The organism is Daejeonella sp. H1SJ63 (assembly GCF_029360775.1).
Lineage (GTDB): Bacteria > Bacteroidota > Bacteroidia > Sphingobacteriales > Sphingobacteriaceae > Daejeonella.
In genome coordinates, this window is the sequence record NZ_JARKMZ010000041.1 from 25,633 (window position 1) to 45,397 (window position 19,765).

The following is a 19,765-nucleotide window of genomic DNA, read 5'->3' on the forward strand; positions in this document are numbered from 1 at the left end:
CGTATGATTGATAAAAACATTAAAAACATAGAGATTTAAGAAATTTAATTTATGTTAGATAATTATTTCAAAACTTAGAAATCTGATATGGAGGACAATTCACAAAAAAATTATGGTTCCGCTTTGTACACACTGATATCTGTGTTCTTTTTCTGGGGCTTTCTGGCAGCTAGTAATGGTATTTTTATTCCATTCTGTAAGACTCATTTCAGCCTGACACAGTTTGAATCTCAGTTGATTGACTTTACCTTTTATGGTGGATATTTTATGGGATCTCTGATTTTGTTCTATGCTTCAAAGCTTATTAAGGTTGATATTCTGAATTATCTGGGATACAAGAACAGTATTGCCATCGGGCTGGTAGTTTCTGCTGCCGGAGCATTGTTGATGATTCCTGCGGTACATTCGGGCTCTTTTGCATTTATTCTGACGGCATTTTTCGTTGTAGCAATTGGTTTTTCGCTTCAGCAAACAGCAGCAAATCCTTTTGTTGTTGCTTTGGGGAGTCCGGTAACCGGTGCTAACCGTTTAAATCTCGCCGGTGGTATAAATAATCTTGGTGGTATTCTTGGCCCGATTGCTGTAAGTATTATTTTGTTTGGGACGGCCACTGCTGCTGCACCTAAAGAAGTGGAAATTTCATCCATCAATACTTTGTATTATATCCTTGCAGGACTATTCATTGCCGTAGCAATTTTCTTCTGGGTATCTAAACTGCCTAAAGTTACAAGCGATGAAAAAGTTGAAGCAAGTGGGAAAACCAATTTTCCATTGTTTATCATCTTTATTGCATTTCTGCTGATTCTTGCAGCCGGACCGATTTCTGTAGCTTCGGGTGTGGGTATTTATGTGTTCGTTTATTTGTCACTTTTCATCATAATTGTGACATTGCTTTTAGCGCTCAGAGCTGCCGGAAAGAATAAGGAAGGTTGGGGTGCAATGGGTTACCCTCAGTTGATCCTTGGTATGATCGCAATATTTACTTATGTAGGTGTGGAGGTTACCATTCAAAGTAATATGGGAGCATTACTTGCATCGCCTGATTTTGGCGGTCTTAAGGATTCAGAAATAGCTCCATTTATTTCTTTGTACTGGGGAAGTATGATGATTGGTCGCTGGACCGGTGCGGTGAGTGCATTTAAATTACCCAAAACCACCAAAACCATTTTGACTATCGTTATGCCATTTATTGCATTTGCGGTAATATTAACTGCAAACCATTTAAATGGAAGCTCTGTTGAACAGTTTTTTGTTTATGCAGTATGTCTGGTTATTCTTATCGGCGGATTTTTCTATAGTCAGGAAAAGCCTGCAAAAACATTGCTGACTTTCAGTGTTTTAGGTTCAATAGCAATGGTTGTTGGATTACTTACTACCGGAGATGTAGCTATTTACGCATTCCTTAGTGGTGGATTATGTTGTTCTATTATGTGGCCTTGTATTTTTGCGCTGGCCATTACCGGTTTGGGAAAATATACTTCACAGGGGTCTGCATTCCTGATTATGATGATCCTCGGCGGTGCAATTATTCCTCCGGTGCAGGGAATTTTGGCTGATACTACCAGCATTCATTTCTCATATGTAGTTCCTTTCCTTTGCTTTGTGTATCTGGTTTATTTCGCAATCAAGGTGAGTTTGGAATTGAAAAAACAGGGTATTGACGTAAGTAAGCTTGATGCGGAGGCTTCTCATTAATGAATAAAAAACCAAGCTTCGATTTAATATTTATGAATCTTGCATCCGACCTGGCTTTACGCTCGCATTGCGTAAAAGCCCAGGTCGGTGCTGTTTTAACAAAGGATACCCGTATTATATCCATAGGTTATAACGGACCACCTTCAGGCACTCATAACTGTGATGAGGAATGGCCCGAAACCGGCTGCCCCCGCGATTCAAAGAACAGTTGTTCTCTGGCACTTCATGCAGAGGAAAATGCTATTCTGTACGCTGTTAAAAATGGAGCAGACCTTGATGGAGCAACACTTTATTTAACCCTGTCTCCGTGCATTGCCTGTGCCAGAATCATTTATTCCTCAGGAATAAAGAAGGTATGGTTTAAAGCTTCATACGCTGAATATAAAGGCTTGCCATCTGATGAAGGTGTCGATTTCCTCAACCGCTTTGGAGTAGAATGTCTCAAGTACGGGTAAATATTACATTTCTTCAATTTTGCAGGATATCCTTTTTACTAAATTGCGATATTATTTAATCGTTATTCTGTTCGTTCATGGGTTATAAAAGTCTTGCGGAATGTGTTTATGATCTCGAGAAAAATGGTCATTTGGTCAGGATAAAGGAAGAAGTTGATCCTTATCTTGAGGCTGCTGCCATACATCTTCGGGTGTTTGAAAATGAAGGACCGGCTATTTTGTTTGAGAATATCAAAGGCAGTAAGTTCCCGGCTGTCTCTAATTTATTCGGCACTCTCCACAGGTCGAAATTTATGTTCCGCGATACTCTTGATGCCATAAAAACTCTGGTCGATCTGAAATCCGACCCCCTGAAAGCATTAAAAAATCCGCTTAAATATGCAGGATCAGGATTAACAGCATTTTCAGCCCTTCCATGGAATACAGGCTTGTTTGCCCCGATTAAATTTGGTAAAACCAGTATATCAGCCTTGCCTCAGATTGTTAACTGGTCATTGGATGGCGGTCCCTTTATTACAATGCCCCAGGTGTATACTGAGGATATCGATAAACCCGGAATTATGAATGCTAATCTGGGGATGTATAGGATTCAGTTAGGAGGTAACGACTATATCCGGGATATGGAAATTGGTTTGCATTACCAGTTGCACAGAGGAATAGGTGTACATCAGACCAAAGCAAATGCCAGAAGTAAGGAGCTAAAGGTGAGTATTTTTGTTGGAGGCCCGCCTTCACACCCTTTGTCCGCAGTTATGCCATTGCCTGAAGGCCTTTCAGAAATAACCTTTGCCGGAGCTCTGGGAAACCGCAGATTCAGATATTTTTATGATGATGAAGGTTTTTGCATTTCTGCGGATGCAGATTTTGTAATTACCGGAACCGTTGAAACCGGTGTAAATAAGCCTGAAGGGCCATTTGGCGATCATTTAGGATATTACAGCCTTAAACATCCGTTTCCGTTGATGAAGGTCAGAAATGTTTATCACCGTAAAAATGCCATCTGGTCTTTTACTGTTGTTGCCCGTCCGCCACAGGAAGATACCAGTTTTGGGGCCTTAATTCATGAAATCACAGGTTCTGCAATTCCCAAAGAAATTCCCGGATTGCACGAAGTGAATGCCGTAGATGCAGCAGGAGTTCATCCCTTATTGTTTGCCATTGGAAGTGAACGTTATACTCCTTATTTAAAGGAAAGAAGACCCCAGGAAATACTGACCATAGCAAATCATATTTTGGGAAAGAGCCAGCTTAGTTTGGCCAAGTATCTTTTCATTTGCAGTAAGGAAGATAATCCTTCACTTACAACGAATGATATCGCAGGCTTTTTCAGACATATTCTTGAAAGGGTAGATTTAAGTCGTGATCTTCATTTTTATACAAAAACAACAATTGATACACTGGATTACAGCGGCACAGATATTAACTCAGGTTCAAAAGTAGCCATCGCAGCTGCGGGAGATAAGAAACGTGAACTCCGAACAGAACTGAACTCTTCATTCAGTCTTCCACGACCTTTTGATAAGTTTAAAATGGTTATGCCGGGTGTGCTGGCCGTTGAGGCTCCTGCCTTTACAAGTTATGAACAAACTGAACAGGAAATTGCACTCCTGAATTCGGCACTATCTTCAACAGATCTCAATGATCTTCCATTATTTATTCTTTGTGATAATGCAGGATTCGTTGCAGAGAATATCAATAATTTTGTTTGGGTAAGCTTTACACGCAGTAACCCATCTCACGATATTTATGGAATAAACTCATTCACAGAGCATAAGCACTGGGGCTGCCGCGGACCGATGATTATTGATGCACGTATCAAAAAGCATCATGCACCGGAGTTAGTTAAAGATCCTGATGTAGAGAAAAGAGTAGATAAGCTGGGTGAAAAGGGACATTCTTTGTATGGGATTATATAAGGCATGAATTTATTTTTGCCTTAAATCTTATCCTCATTTAATACCCGTATAACTTTTACAAACCGGCCCTGATAATACCGGTTTAAAGGAGTAATGGTAACACCATAGGCTTTTCCGGATGTTGAATGAATAAACTCATGGCTTTGCCCATTATTGGAAGTAATGATCCCCATATGTCCAACAACGCGTTTCGTGCTGTCAGTTCCGGTAAATAAAATCAGATCTCCCCGTTTGGCTTCACTGAGTTTAATTTCCTTCGCAAAGTTTGTAAACTCTCTTGAGGCCCTTGGTACGGTGATATCAAATTGCTTATAAACATAATTTATAAACCCTGAACAGTCAAAACCGTGTTTGGGATCTGCCGCACCAAATCTGTAGCTAATGCCTTTCAGTGTTTCAGCAAAGTCTGTAAGCTCTGCCGCTTTGGATCTTTTACCGGAATGGTATTCATTCAGAATTGAATCAGCAGACGAATTTATGATATCCCATTGTTCTGAAGTTGAGAAGAATGGAGCCTGATTTATTCCGGTAAATGGCTTCAGGGCATAATTTTTGCCTGCAGGAAGATTGCAAACTGACATCAGAAATATGAGTAAACTATTTAAAATCATTGTATTTATTGTTAATAATGTTGATAGGACCTTTAGCGCAGACAGTTAAATATTTACAGCTTGTTATTCCTTTGTTTAATCTTTTCGGCAATTTCAAACGATCGCTTTATGCGTGTTTCAATAGATTTTCCTTGTCTGATGTAATAAATATACCCACGTTTTCTTCCATCATTAAGGGCATCGAATATCTGAAATGCGAAATCATCCTGAACAAGTACCTCCATTAATTCTTCAGGAAGTTCCAATCCATTATTCGGGTCTGTTCTTATTGTAATTTTAACGGTATATCCGTCAAAAGATTGTTGTCTTTAATCAGTTTTTTACTGGCAGCAATCACATATCTGTTATGTCTGGGTATCAATGCACAGGGAAACTCTTTACTATTGCCAATCCTGCAAAGAATACGCACAGATCCTTTTCCTGATGTAAACCGGCTTGAAATCTCATCAGGGACGATGATAACATGATGCAACATCGGGCCATTTACCGGTTCCAGATGAACATCGAAGCTTAAAATATCAGTGTTTTGCATATTTTATTATCAAAAATATCAATTTCATAACATTCATTGAAAACATGAAAAAGGTTTTTCAGAATACTTTCAGCCTCTGTACAAAAAAGTTAACTTTGCACATGCAAGAAAAAATCATCATTCTTGACTTCGGGTCGCAATACACTCAGCTTATTGCACGGAGAGTCAGAGAGCTAAATGTATACTGTGAGATACATCCCTTTAATCATCTTCCTACTTTCGACAACACTGTAAAAGGTATAATCCTTTCAGGCAGTCCTTATTCTGTAAGGCAGTCGGATGCTCCCCAGATCGACTGGAAAACCCTACAGGAGAAATATCCTGTGCTGGGAGTTTGTTATGGTGCTCAGTATATAGCTCAAACATCCGGAGGAGAGGTAAAAGCATCATCTACAAGAGAGTATGGTCGTGCCTGTCTTGATTTTATCAATCAATCAAGTCCATTGTTTAAAAATATTTCTCAGGGTTCACAAACCTGGATGTCGCATGCAGATACTATTGCTTCGATCCCGGATAATTTCGAGATCATTGCAAGTACTGATTCTGTAAAGGTTGCAGCATATCACCTTAAAGGCACTAAAACCTACGGTATTCAATTTCATCCTGAGGTAACGCACAGTACTGACGGCAGGCAATTATTGCAGAATTTTCTTGTAGATATCTGTGGCTGCAGCCAGGACTGGACCCCGGATGCATTTATTGAAACTACGGTGGCTTCTTTGAAAGAAAAGCTTGGAAATGATAAAGTTATACTTGGTTTATCGGGTGGGGTAGATTCATCGGTTGCTGCAGTTCTGCTTCATCATGCCATTGGCAAGAATCTGCATTGTATATTTGTTGATAACGGCTTACTCCGTAAGGATGAATTTGAGCAGGTTCTTGAGTCATACCAGCACATGGGATTGAACGTTCGTGGAGTTAGAGCAGGAGACCGATTCCTGAATCAACTTGAAGGTATTAAGGATCCCGAAACTAAAAGAAAAGTTATTGGTCGGGTATTCATTGAAGTTTTTGATGATGCAGCGCATGAGGTGCAGGACGTAAAATGGCTTGGTCAGGGGACCATTTACCCGGATGTAATTGAATCGGTATCTGTGAAAGGACCATCAGCAACAATCAAATCACATCATAATGTGGGTGGATTGCCTGATTTTATGAAGTTAAAGGTTGTGGAGCCGTTAAACACACTTTTTAAAGATGAAGTAAGAAGGGTTGGTAAAACATTGGGAATGGACAGTGCATTGCTTGGCAGGCACCCTTTTCCGGGTCCCGGACTTGCAATTCGTATTCTGGATGATATTACTCCTGAAAAGGTAAGTATTCTGCAGGAAGCCGATGCGATTTATATCAACAACCTGAAATCTTCAGGCTGGTATGATAAAGTGTGGCAGGCGGGTGCAATTTTTCTTCCTGTACAATCTGTTGGTGTGATGGGTGATGAGCGAACCTATGAGCACGTAATCTGTTTAAGGGCAGTTAGCTCAGTAGATGGAATGACAGCTGACTGGAGCCACCTTCCATACGATCTGCTGGCAAAAATCTCAAATGAAATAATTAATAATGTAAAAGGAATTAACAGAGTTGTGTATGATATTAGTTCCAAACCACCTGCGACGATTGAGTGGGAATAATTCTTTATTGATCCTGAGCATGCTGATATTTTTTTCAGCATGCTCAAGAAAAGTTAAAACCACTCAGGTCCCTGTTTCTGCTGCTCCGGCCGAAACGGTAAAGCCAAAGGAAGCAGATATTCCAAAAAAGCCGATAGAATATTCCATAGCACTGCTACTCCCATTTGAACTGAATAAAATCAATCTTAAAACTGCTGTTAAAAAAGATATTTCCAGAGCTGATCTGGCTATAGATTTTTACCAGGGAATGAAACTTGCGCTTGATTCATTGTCTGAATCCGGACATAATTTTAATTTACACGTTTTCGATACACAGAATCAGGAAACCAGGGTTGTAAATCTGGCAATGGCTAATTCAGTGAAGTCTAATGATCTGATTGTCGGGCCTGTTTTTCCGGAAGAAGTAAAGTCTTTTGCTGATTTTGCTGATCTGAAAGGAATCCAGCAGGTATCACCATTAGCTGCATCAATGCCTGCAGGTTATAAAAATCAGCAACTTATCATGGTCAATAATACTTTAGAACAGCATGGAAAAAAAATTGCCGAGTTTATCATCAGAAATTACAAAGCAGATCTTGTAAATATAGTATTGCTTAACACACAAAAGGTTGAGGATGCCAGATTTTCAACTTATTTAAAAAGGTTTATAAATGAACTCGGAGCCAATAAATTCAGAATTACTGAAAGGCCGAATGCAATTGGCATTGAGAAATATATGCATCCGGTAAAGAACAATCTGGTGCTGATCACATCATCAGACCGTTTATTTGTTGTGCCGACAATTGATAAATTATATAAATTAAAAAGTGATAAATATAAAATTGAGCTCTTCGGACATCCCGGTTGGACGAAAGCTGATTTTTTAAATCAGGTTAAATTACAATCTTTAAATACACGGGTTACCACTTCTTATTATATTAATTATAAACTTGAGAATGTGAAAAATTTCATTTCACGATACCGCCGTGAATTTGCTTCGGAACCTTCGGAATATTCGTTTAAAGGCTTTGATGTTGGGTTTTATTTTGGTGGTATGCTTGCAAGGTATGGGAAAAATTACACGAGGCATCTGACAGAAGCTGTTTATCCCGGTTTGCACAATAATTTTCGTTTCAGGAGAGATTCTGAAGGCGGGTTTAAAAATACTGAACTCATGTTACTTGGATATCGCAACTTTGAACTTATAATGCAATAATGAGATCAGAGCAACAGCTTCGTACTTTTCTTAAGGTGCTGGAACAATATCCTGCCGACCGGCCCCTGAGTAAATTTCTTCCTGATTTCTTCAGGAGGAACAAGCAGATGGGTTCGAATGACCGTCGTTCTGCATCACGCTTATTGTATAATTATTTCAGGCTTGGGAGAGCACTTCCCAACCGTCGGGCAGAGGAGAGGTTGTTTATTGCCGAGTTCCTTTGTACAGAGGTAGATAATCCATTCCTGCAGCATTTCCGTCCGGACCTGAATAGAATGATTCAATTACGGTTGGATGAGAAAATAAGATATGCAGAGAATAATGAGGGGTTTAAACTGGAAGAAGTCTTTCCATTTATTTCGCATCTTTCCGGAGATATTGATGTTTCTGCATTTCTGGCTTCTTTTTTTATTCAGCCCGATCTTTTTATCAGAATTATTCCCGGGGCACAGGATACTGTTTTAGATATTTTCCGGAATTCAGCAATTGAATACAGAAGAATCGGGGAGTATTGCATTGCACTGTCCAATGGGACGAACCTTAATTCATTATTTACAGATATGGATTACCCGGTTAAGCCCTATGAGGTTCAGGATCTTTCATCTCAGTATACACTGAATTATTTCAAACCTAAGAGATATGAGCACTGGTGGGATGCTTGTGCTGCTTCCGGAGGGAAATCTTTGCTCTTATTTTCTGAACAGCCGGATATCAAACTGGTGGTTTCTGATATCAGGTCAAGTGTGCTTGATAACCTCGACGAGCGTTTTATAGCTGCGGGGCTTCGTACCTATCAGAAAAAGGTAATTGATCTGGTTCAGAATCCTGATCCTGAATTGCACCATTATCAGTTTGACGGAATTATCCTTGATGCACCCTGCAGTGGTTCAGGAACATGGGGCAGAACACCGGAAATGATCAGTCAGTTTGCTGAATTTAAGATTCAGGGCTTTCATAACCTGCAAAAAACCATTGCCGGAAATGTGATTAAATATCTGAAGCCGGGCAAGCCGCTAGTTTACATTACATGCTCGGTTTTCAGAGAAGAAAATGAAGAAATTGTGTCATATCTTCAGAATGAATGTGGGTTACAGCTTGAAGCCTCAGAATTAATTAAAGGCTGGGATAAGAAAGCAGATACCATGTATGTGGCACGCCTGCTCAAACCTGAATAAATCAGTATTTTCTATAATCCGGTATTATTTCTGAAAAGTTTGATGGCTATGGCAAGCAAAATGATTCCAAAAGCTTTGCGCATAATGTGAAGCCCTGTTTTTCCAAGTAATTTTTCCAGATAAATGGTATTCTTTAAGACGATGTAAACAAAGATCATATTCAGAATAATTCCAACAATGATGTTCTGAGTATCATATTCAGATTTGAGAGAAAGCAGGGTGGTCAGTGTACCTGAACCTGCGATTAAAGGAAAAGCAAGCGGAACAATCGAAGCACTTTCAGGCACTTCTTCACGAAAGAAATTGATTCCAAGAATCATTTCCATAGCAATAATAAAGATCACAATTGATCCGGCAATGGCAAATGAGGAGATATCCAGACCAATGATGTCAAGTATTTCATCCCCTACAAAAAGGAACAGGATCATAATCAGCATAGCCACAATGGAAGCTTTCTCAGATTGTATATGACCAACTTTATTCCTAAGTGAGATTACAACCGGAATAGAACCCAGAATATCAATGATCGCAAAGAGGATCATGGTTACTGAAAGAATCTGGGTATAGTTGAAATTCTTCATTTGACTGAAATTGTTATTGCCGGGTTTTACCCTAATTTATTTAATAAACAAAAAGGTTTCAGAAAAATCCGAAACCTTTTTGAATAAATGATTAAATCAGTTTTAATTCTTTTCCTTTTCAACGATTTTTCCATTTCTGAGTTCACGAACTTTACTGCGTTTCTTACCGTAAAATAAATAGATAATTACACCTAAAGCCATCCAGATAAATAATCGGAACCAGCTTTCAGCAGGTAGAGAATACATCAAATAAATACATACCAGAATTCCCATAACCGGAACAAAAGGTACCAGCGGAGTTCTGAAAGGTCTTGGAGCATCAGGTAAGGATTTACGGAGAACCATAATACCAATGCAAACCAGTGTAAATGCAAATAATGTACCTATACTAACCATGTGTCCGAGGTCAGAAACAGGTACTAAGCCTGCAAAAAGACTGACAAACACAAGGAAAAATAAGTTTGTTTTCCATGGAGTACGGAATTGAGGGTGTACTGCAGAAAAGAATTTTGGTAATAATCCGTCTTTTGCCATGGTATAGAATACACGGGACTGCCCCATAAGCATCACAAGGATAACCGAGGTATATCCTGCCAGGATAGCAATGATGAGAGCATCCTGTAAGAAGGTATATCCTGTCATTGCAAATGCTGTGGCAGCTGGTTTAGCATCACCGGCAAAGTCTTTATAGTTAACGAGTCCTGTCATAACGTGTGCAAACAGAACATAAAGTATTGTACAGATAATCAGAGAACCTAAAATTCCGATTGGCATTCCTTTCTGAGGATCTTTCGCTTCCTGGGCGGCAGTTGATACTGCATCGAATCCAATAAAAGCGAAGAACACTACCGCGGCGCCAGTAGATATTCCGGTCCATCCAAAGTTTTCGAACTTGCCGGTGTTTTCAGGAATATATGGAACATAGTTTTCAGGATTAATATGACTCCAGCCTAAAATAATGAACATTAAAACCACAGCAACTTTCAGTATTACAAGAAAGTTATTCATGGTTGCAGATTCCTGGGTTCCACGGATAAGCACCAAAGAAAGCAGACTCACAATAAAAATTGCCGGCAGGTTAATCAAACCACCCTCAATAACAGTACCATCTCCAAGTTTCATGGTTTCCCATGGTGAAACAATAAATTCATGCGGAAGGCTGATACCATATTTATGCAGTAGTTCGAGAAGGTATCTGGACCAGCTTACAGCTACTGTGGCAGCTCCAAGTGCATACTCAAGCACAAGGTCCCAGCCGATAATCCATGCCATAAATTCGCCCATTGTTGCATAGGAGTAAGTGTAGGCACTACCAGCAACAGGAATCATTGATGCGAATTCTGCATAACATAATCCTGCAAATGCACAGGCAAAAGCAGCAAGTGCGAATGAAATGGTTACTGCAGGTCCGGCATTTTCAGCAGCAGCAATACCTGTTAATGAAAAAAGACCGGCTCCTATGATTGCACCAATTCCTAAAGCAATCAAATTGACACTGCTCAGAGAACGTTTTAATGTGCCTTCACCCGTCTCGTTTGATTCAAGCATTAGCTGCTCGATGGATTTTTTGTGGAACATATTTATTGGTTTAGTTATTATATTTTGTTTGAAAATATGATTTTAAAGACCTCAAACGTAATTAATTAAATTGGAAAAATGAAACAGGGACAATTACGTAAGAAAGTCGTTTGAATACCTGTTTCCAATTATTTTAGTTCAACTGATTTTAAAGATTCACCCTTCAAAAATTAGTCTGAAAAGCAAAGGGAACTCCGATAGAATTCCCTTTGCTTTTAACAGTTAAATTTTGTTTAGTGGCTGATCGAATCAGTTTTGTTCACAATAGTATCTACAGTCACATTTCCTGATTGATCCTCGGTTTTGATCACCTTGATTTCCTGTTTCACTTCTACATTTACTTTATGAGAAGTTCCTTCTGAAATATGAGGAGCAATGATCAGTGAAACGATCGACATTAACTTAATCAGGATATTCATCGAAGGGCCTGAAGTGTCTTTAAACGGATCACCAACAGTATCTCCGGTTACTGATGCTTTATGAGGTTCAGATTTTTTGTAAAACATTTCTCCGTTGATCTCAACACCTTTTTCGAATGATTTCTTTGCGTTATCCCATGCACCACCTGCATTTGACTGGAACATACCCATAAGTACACCAGAAACAGTTACACCTGCTAGTAAGCCACCCAATACTTCAGGGCCGAAACTAAATCCGATGATGATAGGAACAATTAAAGCAATTGCACCGGGTAACATCATCTCACGGATTGAGGCCTGTGTTGAAATAGCTACACATTTTTCATACTCAGGTTTAGCTTTATATTCCATAATTCCGGGAATTTCGCGGAACTGTCTGCGCACTTCGTTAACCATATCCATAGCTGCACGACCTACTGCAGAAATACACAGAGCAGAGAAGATGAAAGGAATCATACCACCAACGAATAATCCGGCAAGTACGTCAGCTTTGTAAATATCAATATGATCAATTCCTGCAACACCTACAAAGGCTGCGAATAAAGCAAGTGAAGTTAAAGCAGCTGAAGCAATTGCGAATCCTTTTCCTGTTGCTGCAGTAGTATTACCTACAGCATCAAGGTTATCGGTACGCTCTCTTACCTCAGGAGGAAGACCACTCATTTCTGCAATACCGCCGGCATTATCAGCTATTGGTCCAAATGCATCAATGGATAATTGCATGGCTGTAGTGGCCATCATACCTGCAGCTGCAATAGCAACTCCATAAAATCCGGCGAAGTGGAATGATCCATAAATACCTGCGGCAAGAACAAGAATCGGTAAAACCGTTGATTCCATACCTACAGAAAGGCCGGAAATGATATTTGTAGCATGTCCGGTAGATGATTGACGGATGATGCTCAATACCGGACGCTGACCCATAGCAGTATAGTATTCAGTAATTAAACTCATCAGCGTTCCTACAACTAATCCAACTACAATAGAGTAGAAAACATCTATTTTAGCAAATTCAAATCCACGGATACTCATTGCATCAGGAAGCATCCAGTTTACAGCGAAGTAAGAAACAATGGCAGTCATAATAATTGACGACCAGTTACCCATGTTTAATGCATTTTGTACACTATCAGTTTCTTTTTTGATTTTAACGAAGGCTGTTGCAACAATCGAGAGAATTAATCCCAGGCCTGCAATAAGCATTGGAAGCAGGATAGGAGCAATACCTCCGAAATTGTCATTTGAAACGATCTCACGTCCAAGAATCATGGTAGCCAGGATAGTAGCAACATATGAACCAAAAAGGTCAGCACCCATACCGGCAACATCGCCTACGTTATCACCTACGTTATCGGCAATTGTTGCAGGGTTTCTAACATCATCTTCAGGAATACCTGCTTCAACTTTACCTACAAGGTCAGCACCAACGTCAGCTGCTTTGGTATAAATACCACCACCCACACGGGCAAACAGAGCAATTGATTCAGCACCTAAAGAAAATCCTGCAAGTACCTCAAGTGCTTTCTCCATCTCAAGGCCGTTTACGTTACCACCGGTATTTAAAACATACATCTGATAGAATACAATAAATAAGCTTCCCAGTCCTAAAACTGCAAGACCTGCTACACCGATTCCCATAACACTACCACCGGTAAATGATACCTGTAATGCCTTTGCCAGGCTTGTACGGGCAGCCTGTGTGGTACGAACATTCGATTTGGTTGCAATGTTCATCCCGATATATCCTGCAAATGCTGAAGTAAAGGCACCGATGAGGAAGGAAATAGCAATAACCCAGCTTGAATTTTCAACTAAAGTTCCTGAATATGCCAGTAAAATAGCGGCAATCACTGAAAAGTATCCTAAAACTTTCCATTCTGCCTTCAAAAATGCCATTGCACCGTCTGAAATATAGCCTGAAAGACGCTGCATGTTTTCGTCTCCTGCATCCTGCTTGGTAACCCAGGCCGATTTAATGGCCATGACCACGATGCCAAAAACACCCATCGCAGGTATTAAATAAATTAAGTTGTTCTGTAAAAACTCCATGGATAAATCTCTGTTTATATTCGTTATTTTTTCTTATGCGAACGGCAAAAATAGCAGCCTTATTCTATTAATCAAACACAGAAATTCATAATGTTATGATATTCAGTATTTTTTCTGTTGTAGATGAATTATGTATTCTGATTATGAGGTAGTTATGGATAAATTTATTTTGGCTTAATTGTGATTTTTTTTGACACAGGAACAGAATAATTTCAATTCAGCGAATTTTATTGAATGACAGATATTTTTTTAATGTAAGTTTAGTGCTGAATCATAACTTCTTGAAATATGAATGAAAGTATCGAACAAAATGAGATGAGACGTGAGCTTGGTCTTCTGGATGCGACTTTACTGGTGGCAGGCAGTATGATTGGTTCAGGGATTTTTATTGTTACAGCAGATATAACACGAAATGTAGGCTCTGCTGGCTGGCTGATAGCGGTGTGGCTTATTACCGGACTGATGACATTGATAGCTGCAGTGAGTTATGGAGAGTTGAGTGCAATGTTCCCGAAAGCAGGCGGACAATATGTTTATTTAAAAGAGGCATATAATCCTCTGGTTGGATTTCTGTATGGCTGGAGTTTCTTCGCAGTAATTCAGACAGGTACTATTGCTGCAGTTGGTGTTGCATTCTCAAAGTTTACTGCTTATTTATTACCTCAGGTGAGTGAAGACCGGATTATATTTCAAATTGCAGGTTTGAATATTACCGCGGCACAACTTCTGGCTATAGCCATCATTATTTTACTTACTTACATCAATACCAGAGGTGTGAAGGGGGGTAAAATGATACAAACCTCTTTTACATTAACTAAACTATTCAGCCTTTTCGGCCTCATTATCTTTGGGTTTATTGTTATGAAACCTGAAATATGGACTGCAAACTGGACCAATGCATGGGATATGCAAAAGCTGAATGCCGACGGAACATTTCAGTCGCTTACTGTTGCTGCAGCTCTTGGCGCAGTTGCATCAGCAATGGTCGGTTCCATTTTTAGTAGCGATGCCTGGAATAATGTCACCTTCATCGCGGGGGAGATCAGAAATCCTAAGAGGAATATCGGCTTAAGCCTGTTTCTTGGAACATTGATTGTAACGTTTATTTATGTCCTTGCCAATCTGGTATATATAGCAGTACTGCCACTTCAGGAGATTGCCTATGCAGAGAAGGATCGTGTGGCCGTAGCAGCATCTAGTGTTATTTTTGGGAATATTGGTACGGTACTCATTGCATTGATGATTATGATATCCACTTTTGGCTGTAATAATGGACTTATTCTGGCCGGGGCACGTGTATATCATACCATGGCCAATGATGGGCTCTTTTTTAAAAAGACTGCCAAATTAAACAAACATGCTGTTCCTGAATTCGGTCTCTGGCTTCAATGTCTGGTTGCATCTGCACTGTGTTTAAGCGGTAAGTACGGTGATTTGCTGGATATGATCTCATTTGTAGTTGTAATATTTTATGTGCTTACCATTCTTGGAATTTATATTTTGCGGGTAAAACGTCCTGATGCTGAAAGGCCATATAAAGCATTTGGTTATCCATTTTTACCTGCAGTTTATATCTTAATGGGTATAAGCTTTTGTATTCTTCTGATTATTTACAAACCTAATTTCACCTGGCCGGGATTAATTATTGTTCTTAGTGGTGTTCCTGTTTATTATATGTGGAAGAAGTTGGGGACTAAAGAATCTTAGTTTTATTGATCTGTGTCATTTTATGATTTTTGTTTAACAGGTATATTTAATCAATTATAAATATATGGTTATGGGAACATTGATGAATAAAGTAGCTATCATAACAGGCTCTGGCTCCGGAATCGGTAGAGCAGCAGCAATTCTTTATGCAAAAGAAGGTGCTAAAGTTGTAGTCTCTGATATTAATGAAGAGCATGGTCGGGCAGTTGCTGAAGAGATTCAAAGGGAGGGTGGAGAAGCTTTTTTTGTAAAAGCTGATACCAGCAAGCCTGAAGACAACAAGAATCTGGTTGAACAGACTGTAGCGAAATATGGAGCTCTGCATATTGCAGTTAACAATGCAGGTATTGCAGGTCCGTTAAGCAATACCGCCGACTATCCTCTGGATGGTTGGCAGAAAGTAATAGATATTAACCTTTCGGGCGTTTTCTACGGATTGAAATATCAGATTCCGGCTTTACTTAAATCAGGGGGTGGAAACATAGTCAATATTGCTTCTATTCTTGGTGCTGTAGGCACTAAATTTTCACCTGCTTATACAGCTGCAAAACATGGAGTGGTTGGTTTAACAAAAGCAGCTGCTTTGGAATATGCTGATCAGAAAATCCGAATTAACTCAATTGGTCCGGGATACATCAGAACTCCAATGTTAACGAATACCCTTGATGAAGCCACACTGAATATGGCAGTTAGTCTGCATCCGATAGGCAGACTTGGAACTGCAGAGGAGATAGCTGAATTGATTTTATGGTTGGGGTCAGAAAAATCATCTTTCGTAACCGGCTCATATTACTCTATAGATGGTGGATACCTGGCGCAGTAAATTAATAGGTTGATAATAAGTTATCTGCGAAGGGCCTGATCTGTAAGTTAAACGGATTGGGCCTTTTGCTTTTTAAATCAGACTACTTCTGCAACTACAAATGTACTGCCTCCAACAAAAATCAGATCTTCTGCATGGGCATTCGATCTGGCAGATTCCAGGGCATCTGCAACAGTATTATAATGTGTGCCCTTTAAATTAAACTTCAATGCTTCATTTCTGAGTTCAATTGAAGGTCTGGCTCTTGGAATGTCGGGCTGACAAAAATAGTAGATAGCATTTTGGGGAAGCAGGTTCAGGATTTTAAGGATATCTTTATCGTTTACCATACCAATCACCATGTGTAAATTCCGGTGAGGAGTTAATGAGATGTTTTTAAGCACTTCCCTGATTCCGTCTTCATTATGACCTGTATCACAAATAAGCAAAGGTGATCTTTCAAGAATCTGCCAGCGCCCCATCAGCCCTGTGATTGATTTTACGTTTCTCAGAGCATCTTTAATGGCATCATCAGGCAGATTAAAACCTTTTGATCTTAATTCTTTCACTGCACTGAGTACTCCTGCAAGATTTTTAAGCTGATAGGTGCCTGTTAAATCCAGTTCAAGCGATTTGAATCCAAAAACCTTCGTTTTCTGTTTGATATCAAGCTTTAATAATTCTGTAGAATCCGATTGCACAACACTTTTCTGTATTTCCCACTCCTCGCTTGCAAATGTAATTTTTGAATTCATGCTGGCTGCTTTATCGAGAAAAACGGATTCAATTTCTTTCTGTTTTTGTCCGATAATTACAGGAACCCCCTGTTTTATTATTCCGGCCTTTTCGGCAGCGATCTCAGGTAAGGTCTCACCAAGAATATTCATGTGATCAAAACCGATGTTTGTGATCAGGGAAAGTTCGGGAATGATGATATTGGTGGAGTCCAGCCTTCCTCCAAGTCCGACCTCAATAACGGCGATATCAACTTGATTTTCAGCAAAGAAATGAAAGGCCATGGCAACTGTAACCTCGAAAAATGAAGGCTCCAGCGTATTAATCAGCTCTGTCTGAGAGTTTACAAAATCTACAACTTCTGATTCAGAGATCATTTCACCGTTAATACGAATCCTTTCCCTGAAATCCCGGAGATGCGGTGAAGTATAAAGTCCGGTTTTATATCCTGCCTGCTGAAAGATTGCAGCGAGCATATGAGAGCTTGAGCCTTTACCATTCGTACCGCCAACATGTATTGATTTGAATTTATTCTGAGGCTTACCCAGTGATTCGCATAAGCGGATGGTATTATCTAATCCTGGTTTTATTGCAGCTTTACCCTGTCTGCTGAACATGGGCAGCCGGGAATAAAGAAATTTCAGAGTTTCCGGGTAGGTCATGCTAATCAGATGAAAATTGGACTATTTAAGACTAATCCAGTAGTATTATTCAGTATCAGGTAATAATTAAATAAAATCTTTTACAAGGTCGGATTAAAGATTTTGCTCTCATTTGCCTTACGGTGATATCTGAAAGAAACAGCACTTGATTCTATTTGACTTTGAAGTTAAACATCACCACACCAATTTGAACATCGGGTGCAGATTCCAGCTTATTTAGTGATGAACCGATAACTGCCAGTCTGCATTTTTCCCAAATAGCCTTATCAGACAGGGTAGTGCCTTTTACACCGGGGATTGCATTAACGACTACTCCATTTTTATCAACGAATATTCTTACTGCAACTTTTCCGTATTTCTGGCCATCGTCTTTGGGAGGAGTCAGATTAGTAAAACGTCTGCTTTTTAGGTCCAGAGCATAACTGCCATTACCCGATCCCCCTTCACCATAGTCGGGCGAGAGCGGGTCTCCATTAGTACTTCCCTGGTTCCCTGCTACATTACCTGTACCATCACCTCTCCCTGTTCCGTCGTTCTTTTTGCCTTTGTATAATGCATTTTGGTTTACGACCGGCTTGTTTTCTTTTGCAGGAGTACTTACTGACGGTGCTTTGGCTGTACTCTTTTCTTTGGTTACTATTTCGGGTGCCTCCTCCACATTCTGCGTGGCGATGGCTTTGTCTGATACTTCTGAGCTGGCTTCAGTGGACGGTGTATTATCCATAATTACCTTGTCAGGAGCTGTATTATTGGCATCTGGTGAAGACGATGGTTCTTCAACGCTCATATAATCATCGCCCATCCCAAATTCAGAAGTACCATAATTGACAATAATACCCCCTGTGCCGGTATCGGGTTCAACCCGGCTAGCAATTATGAAAAAACTGATTACCAGAAAAGCCACCATAATTCCGGTTGATATGGCAAAGGCTTTCGGATAATTATTTTCTTCCTGTCTGCGGTATTCTATCATTTTTTTGTTTCTGTAGCTAAAACCAGTTTAACCTTCAGTTTATTCGCAATATCAGTCAATTCAATTACATTTTCAATCGCTATTGTACGATCAGCATACAGAATGATGGTCAGATCCGGAGACGCTTTCTGATATACTTCAATGCTTTGATAAAGATCTTCCGCACTTACCTGTTTTTTCTCTACATAATACTCAAGATCCTTAGTGATTGAAACATTAATAGTCTTTTGAGGAATAGATTGCCCTGAACTCGATCTTGGTAAGAATAATTTCACCACATTCGGGTTTGCAACTGCTGATGCCAGAAGGAAAAACAGAAGCAGGAAGAACATGATATCGTTCAGTGCCGACGTATGAACTTCAACGTTCCCTCTTTGTCTCTTTCTTAAATTCATTTGCCAGGCTCCTCCAATAAATCAATAAACTCAATGGCATCTGTTTCCATTTTCAGGATGATGCGGTCGACCATGATGTTTAGTATATGATAAAGTACATAAGCAATGATTCCTATAATTAATCCTGTAGCCGAAGTAATCATTTTAACATACAAACCACCTGAGATTGTGCCAATCTCAATAATACCTTTAACCGATACTTCATGGAAGATTGTAATTACTCCGATAATTGTTCCGACGAATCCAAGCATGGGTGCAATACCTGCAATAATCCCGAGGATACTGATATTCTTTTCAAGTTTTGACACTTCAAGTTTGCCGACATTCTCAATGGCTCCTTCAATATCCTTAATTGGACGTCCGATACGTAAGAGTCCTTTTTCAAGCATTCTTCCAAGAGGAGTATTGCTGTTACGGCAAATAGCCAATGCTGAATCGAGTTTCGCAGATTTTACACTTTGCTTTACCTGCATCATGAGATTCATCTCATCTTTTGATGCTTTTCTTATCGTCAGGTATCTTTCTACAAAAATCACTAATCCCATAAATGCAAGTAAAGCAAGGGGGATCATTACCCATCCTCCTTTAAACAGAAGTTCAATAAATCTTAATTCTTCGCCGGTTTGCATGGTAGGAATGGTGGCTGCTGCTGCA

At 39.7% G+C, this 19,765-nt stretch carries 18 protein-coding genes; 8 read left to right on the plus strand and 10 right to left on the minus strand.

What is annotated here, in order from left to right; translation table 11 throughout:
• Positions 1-87: 87 nt before the first annotated feature.
• The 3 genes from P2W72_RS14455 to P2W72_RS14465 all read left to right on the plus strand — a co-directional run bounded on the left by P2W72_RS14455 (position 88) and on the right by P2W72_RS14465 (position 4,066).
• The gene (locus tag P2W72_RS14455) at positions 88-1,695 is read left to right on the plus strand and encodes an MFS transporter (protein WP_276363958.1); all 1,608 of its coding nucleotides are present in this window, start codon (positions 88-90) and stop codon (positions 1,693-1,695) included.
• A gap of 32 nt (positions 1,696-1,727) precedes the next feature.
• On the plus strand, positions 1,728-2,150 hold the full coding sequence (locus P2W72_RS14460; RefSeq protein WP_276363962.1) for a dCMP deaminase family protein: 423 nt from the start codon (positions 1,728-1,730) through the stop codon (positions 2,148-2,150).
• 77 nt (positions 2,151-2,227) lie between these two features.
• Positions 2,228-4,066 (plus strand): UbiD family decarboxylase, encoded by a 1,839-nt coding sequence (locus P2W72_RS14465; RefSeq protein ID WP_276363965.1) that lies wholly within the window; start codon positions 2,228-2,230, stop codon positions 4,064-4,066.
• A gap of 20 nt (positions 4,067-4,086) precedes the next feature.
• Here the strand turns inward: P2W72_RS14465 and P2W72_RS14470 are convergent, their stop codons facing one another.
• Genes P2W72_RS14470 through P2W72_RS14480 form a run of 3 tightly spaced genes read right to left on the minus strand, consistent with a single transcriptional unit; the run spans position 4,087 to position 5,209 of the window.
• A complete protein-coding gene (locus P2W72_RS14470; RefSeq protein WP_276363967.1) occupies positions 4,087-4,677 on the minus strand; it encodes a C40 family peptidase in 591 nt (196 codons plus the stop codon).
• Positions 4,678-4,730: 53 nt separating this feature from the next.
• Entirely contained in the window at positions 4,731-4,922 is a 192-nt protein-coding gene (locus P2W72_RS14475) for a YdeI/OmpD-associated family protein (protein ID WP_276363970.1), read from the minus strand.
• Between the two features lie 20 nt (positions 4,923-4,942).
• Positions 4,943-5,209 (minus strand): DUF1905 domain-containing protein, encoded by a 267-nt coding sequence (locus P2W72_RS14480; protein ID WP_276363972.1) that lies wholly within the window; start codon positions 5,207-5,209, stop codon positions 4,943-4,945.
• Between the two features lie 101 nt (positions 5,210-5,310).
• On the opposite strand from P2W72_RS14480, the gene guaA reads away from it, so the two are divergent.
• The 3 genes from guaA to P2W72_RS14495 are packed head-to-tail and all read left to right on the plus strand — an operon-like array spanning position 5,311 to position 9,210.
• Positions 5,311-6,840 carry a glutamine-hydrolyzing GMP synthase gene (gene guaA / locus P2W72_RS14485; RefSeq protein WP_276363974.1) on the plus strand — a complete coding sequence of 510 codons (1,530 nt, stop codon included), beginning with the start codon at positions 5,311-5,313 and terminating at the stop codon, positions 6,838-6,840.
• A gap of 19 nt (positions 6,841-6,859) precedes the next feature.
• On the plus strand, positions 6,860-8,035 hold the full coding sequence (locus P2W72_RS14490; protein WP_276363977.1) for an ABC transporter substrate-binding protein: 1,176 nt from the start codon (positions 6,860-6,862) through the stop codon (positions 8,033-8,035).
• Positions 8,035-9,210 carry an RsmB/NOP family class I SAM-dependent RNA methyltransferase gene (locus P2W72_RS14495; protein ID WP_276363979.1) on the plus strand — a complete coding sequence of 392 codons (1,176 nt, stop codon included), beginning with the start codon at positions 8,035-8,037 and terminating at the stop codon, positions 9,208-9,210. The genes P2W72_RS14490 and P2W72_RS14495 overlap by 1 nt, the downstream gene beginning before the upstream one ends.
• An 11-nt stretch (positions 9,211-9,221) precedes the next feature.
• Here the strand turns inward: P2W72_RS14495 and P2W72_RS14500 are convergent, their stop codons facing one another.
• From P2W72_RS14500 to P2W72_RS14510, 3 genes are all read right to left on the minus strand, one after another.
• A complete protein-coding gene (locus P2W72_RS14500) occupies positions 9,222-9,791 on the minus strand; it encodes a MarC family protein (RefSeq protein ID WP_276363982.1) in 570 nt (189 codons plus the stop codon).
• A gap of 102 nt (positions 9,792-9,893) precedes the next feature.
• Positions 9,894-11,369 (minus strand): amino acid permease, encoded by a 1,476-nt coding sequence (locus P2W72_RS14505; protein WP_276363984.1) that lies wholly within the window; start codon positions 11,367-11,369, stop codon positions 9,894-9,896.
• Between the two features lie 233 nt (positions 11,370-11,602).
• Positions 11,603-13,837, minus strand: a complete 2,235-nt coding sequence (locus P2W72_RS14510; protein WP_276363986.1) for a sodium-translocating pyrophosphatase — start codon at positions 13,835-13,837, stop codon at positions 11,603-11,605.
• A 288-nt stretch (positions 13,838-14,125) separates the two neighbouring features.
• Between P2W72_RS14510 and P2W72_RS14515 the strand changes: the two genes are divergently transcribed.
• A complete protein-coding gene (locus P2W72_RS14515) occupies positions 14,126-15,544 on the plus strand; it encodes an amino acid permease (RefSeq protein WP_276363989.1) in 1,419 nt (472 codons plus the stop codon).
• Between the two features lie 70 nt (positions 15,545-15,614).
• Positions 15,615-16,367, plus strand: coding sequence for a glucose 1-dehydrogenase (locus tag P2W72_RS14520; protein WP_276363993.1), 753 nt, complete (start codon positions 15,615-15,617; stop codon positions 16,365-16,367).
• Between the two features lie 77 nt (positions 16,368-16,444).
• Here P2W72_RS14520 and P2W72_RS14525 read toward each other — a convergent pair whose 3' ends face one another.
• The 4 genes from P2W72_RS14525 to P2W72_RS14540 all read right to left on the minus strand — a co-directional run bounded on the left by P2W72_RS14525 (position 16,445) and on the right by P2W72_RS14540 (position 19,740).
• A complete protein-coding gene (locus P2W72_RS14525; RefSeq protein ID WP_276363995.1) occupies positions 16,445-17,743 on the minus strand; it encodes a folylpolyglutamate synthase/dihydrofolate synthase family protein in 1,299 nt (432 codons plus the stop codon).
• Between the two features lie 151 nt (positions 17,744-17,894).
• Complete coding sequence (locus tag P2W72_RS14530) at positions 17,895-18,716, minus strand: energy transducer TonB (RefSeq protein ID WP_276363997.1); 822 nt, start codon at positions 18,714-18,716, stop codon at positions 17,895-17,897.
• Complete coding sequence (locus tag P2W72_RS14535) at positions 18,713-19,111, minus strand: biopolymer transporter ExbD (RefSeq protein ID WP_276364000.1); 399 nt, start codon at positions 19,109-19,111, stop codon at positions 18,713-18,715. Before P2W72_RS14535 ends, P2W72_RS14530 begins: the two co-directional genes overlap by 4 nt.
• Positions 19,108-19,740, minus strand: coding sequence for a MotA/TolQ/ExbB proton channel family protein (locus P2W72_RS14540; RefSeq protein ID WP_276364147.1), 633 nt, complete (start codon positions 19,738-19,740; stop codon positions 19,108-19,110). The genes P2W72_RS14535 and P2W72_RS14540 overlap by 4 nt, the downstream gene beginning before the upstream one ends.
• Between the last annotated feature and the right edge of the window lie 25 nt (positions 19,741-19,765).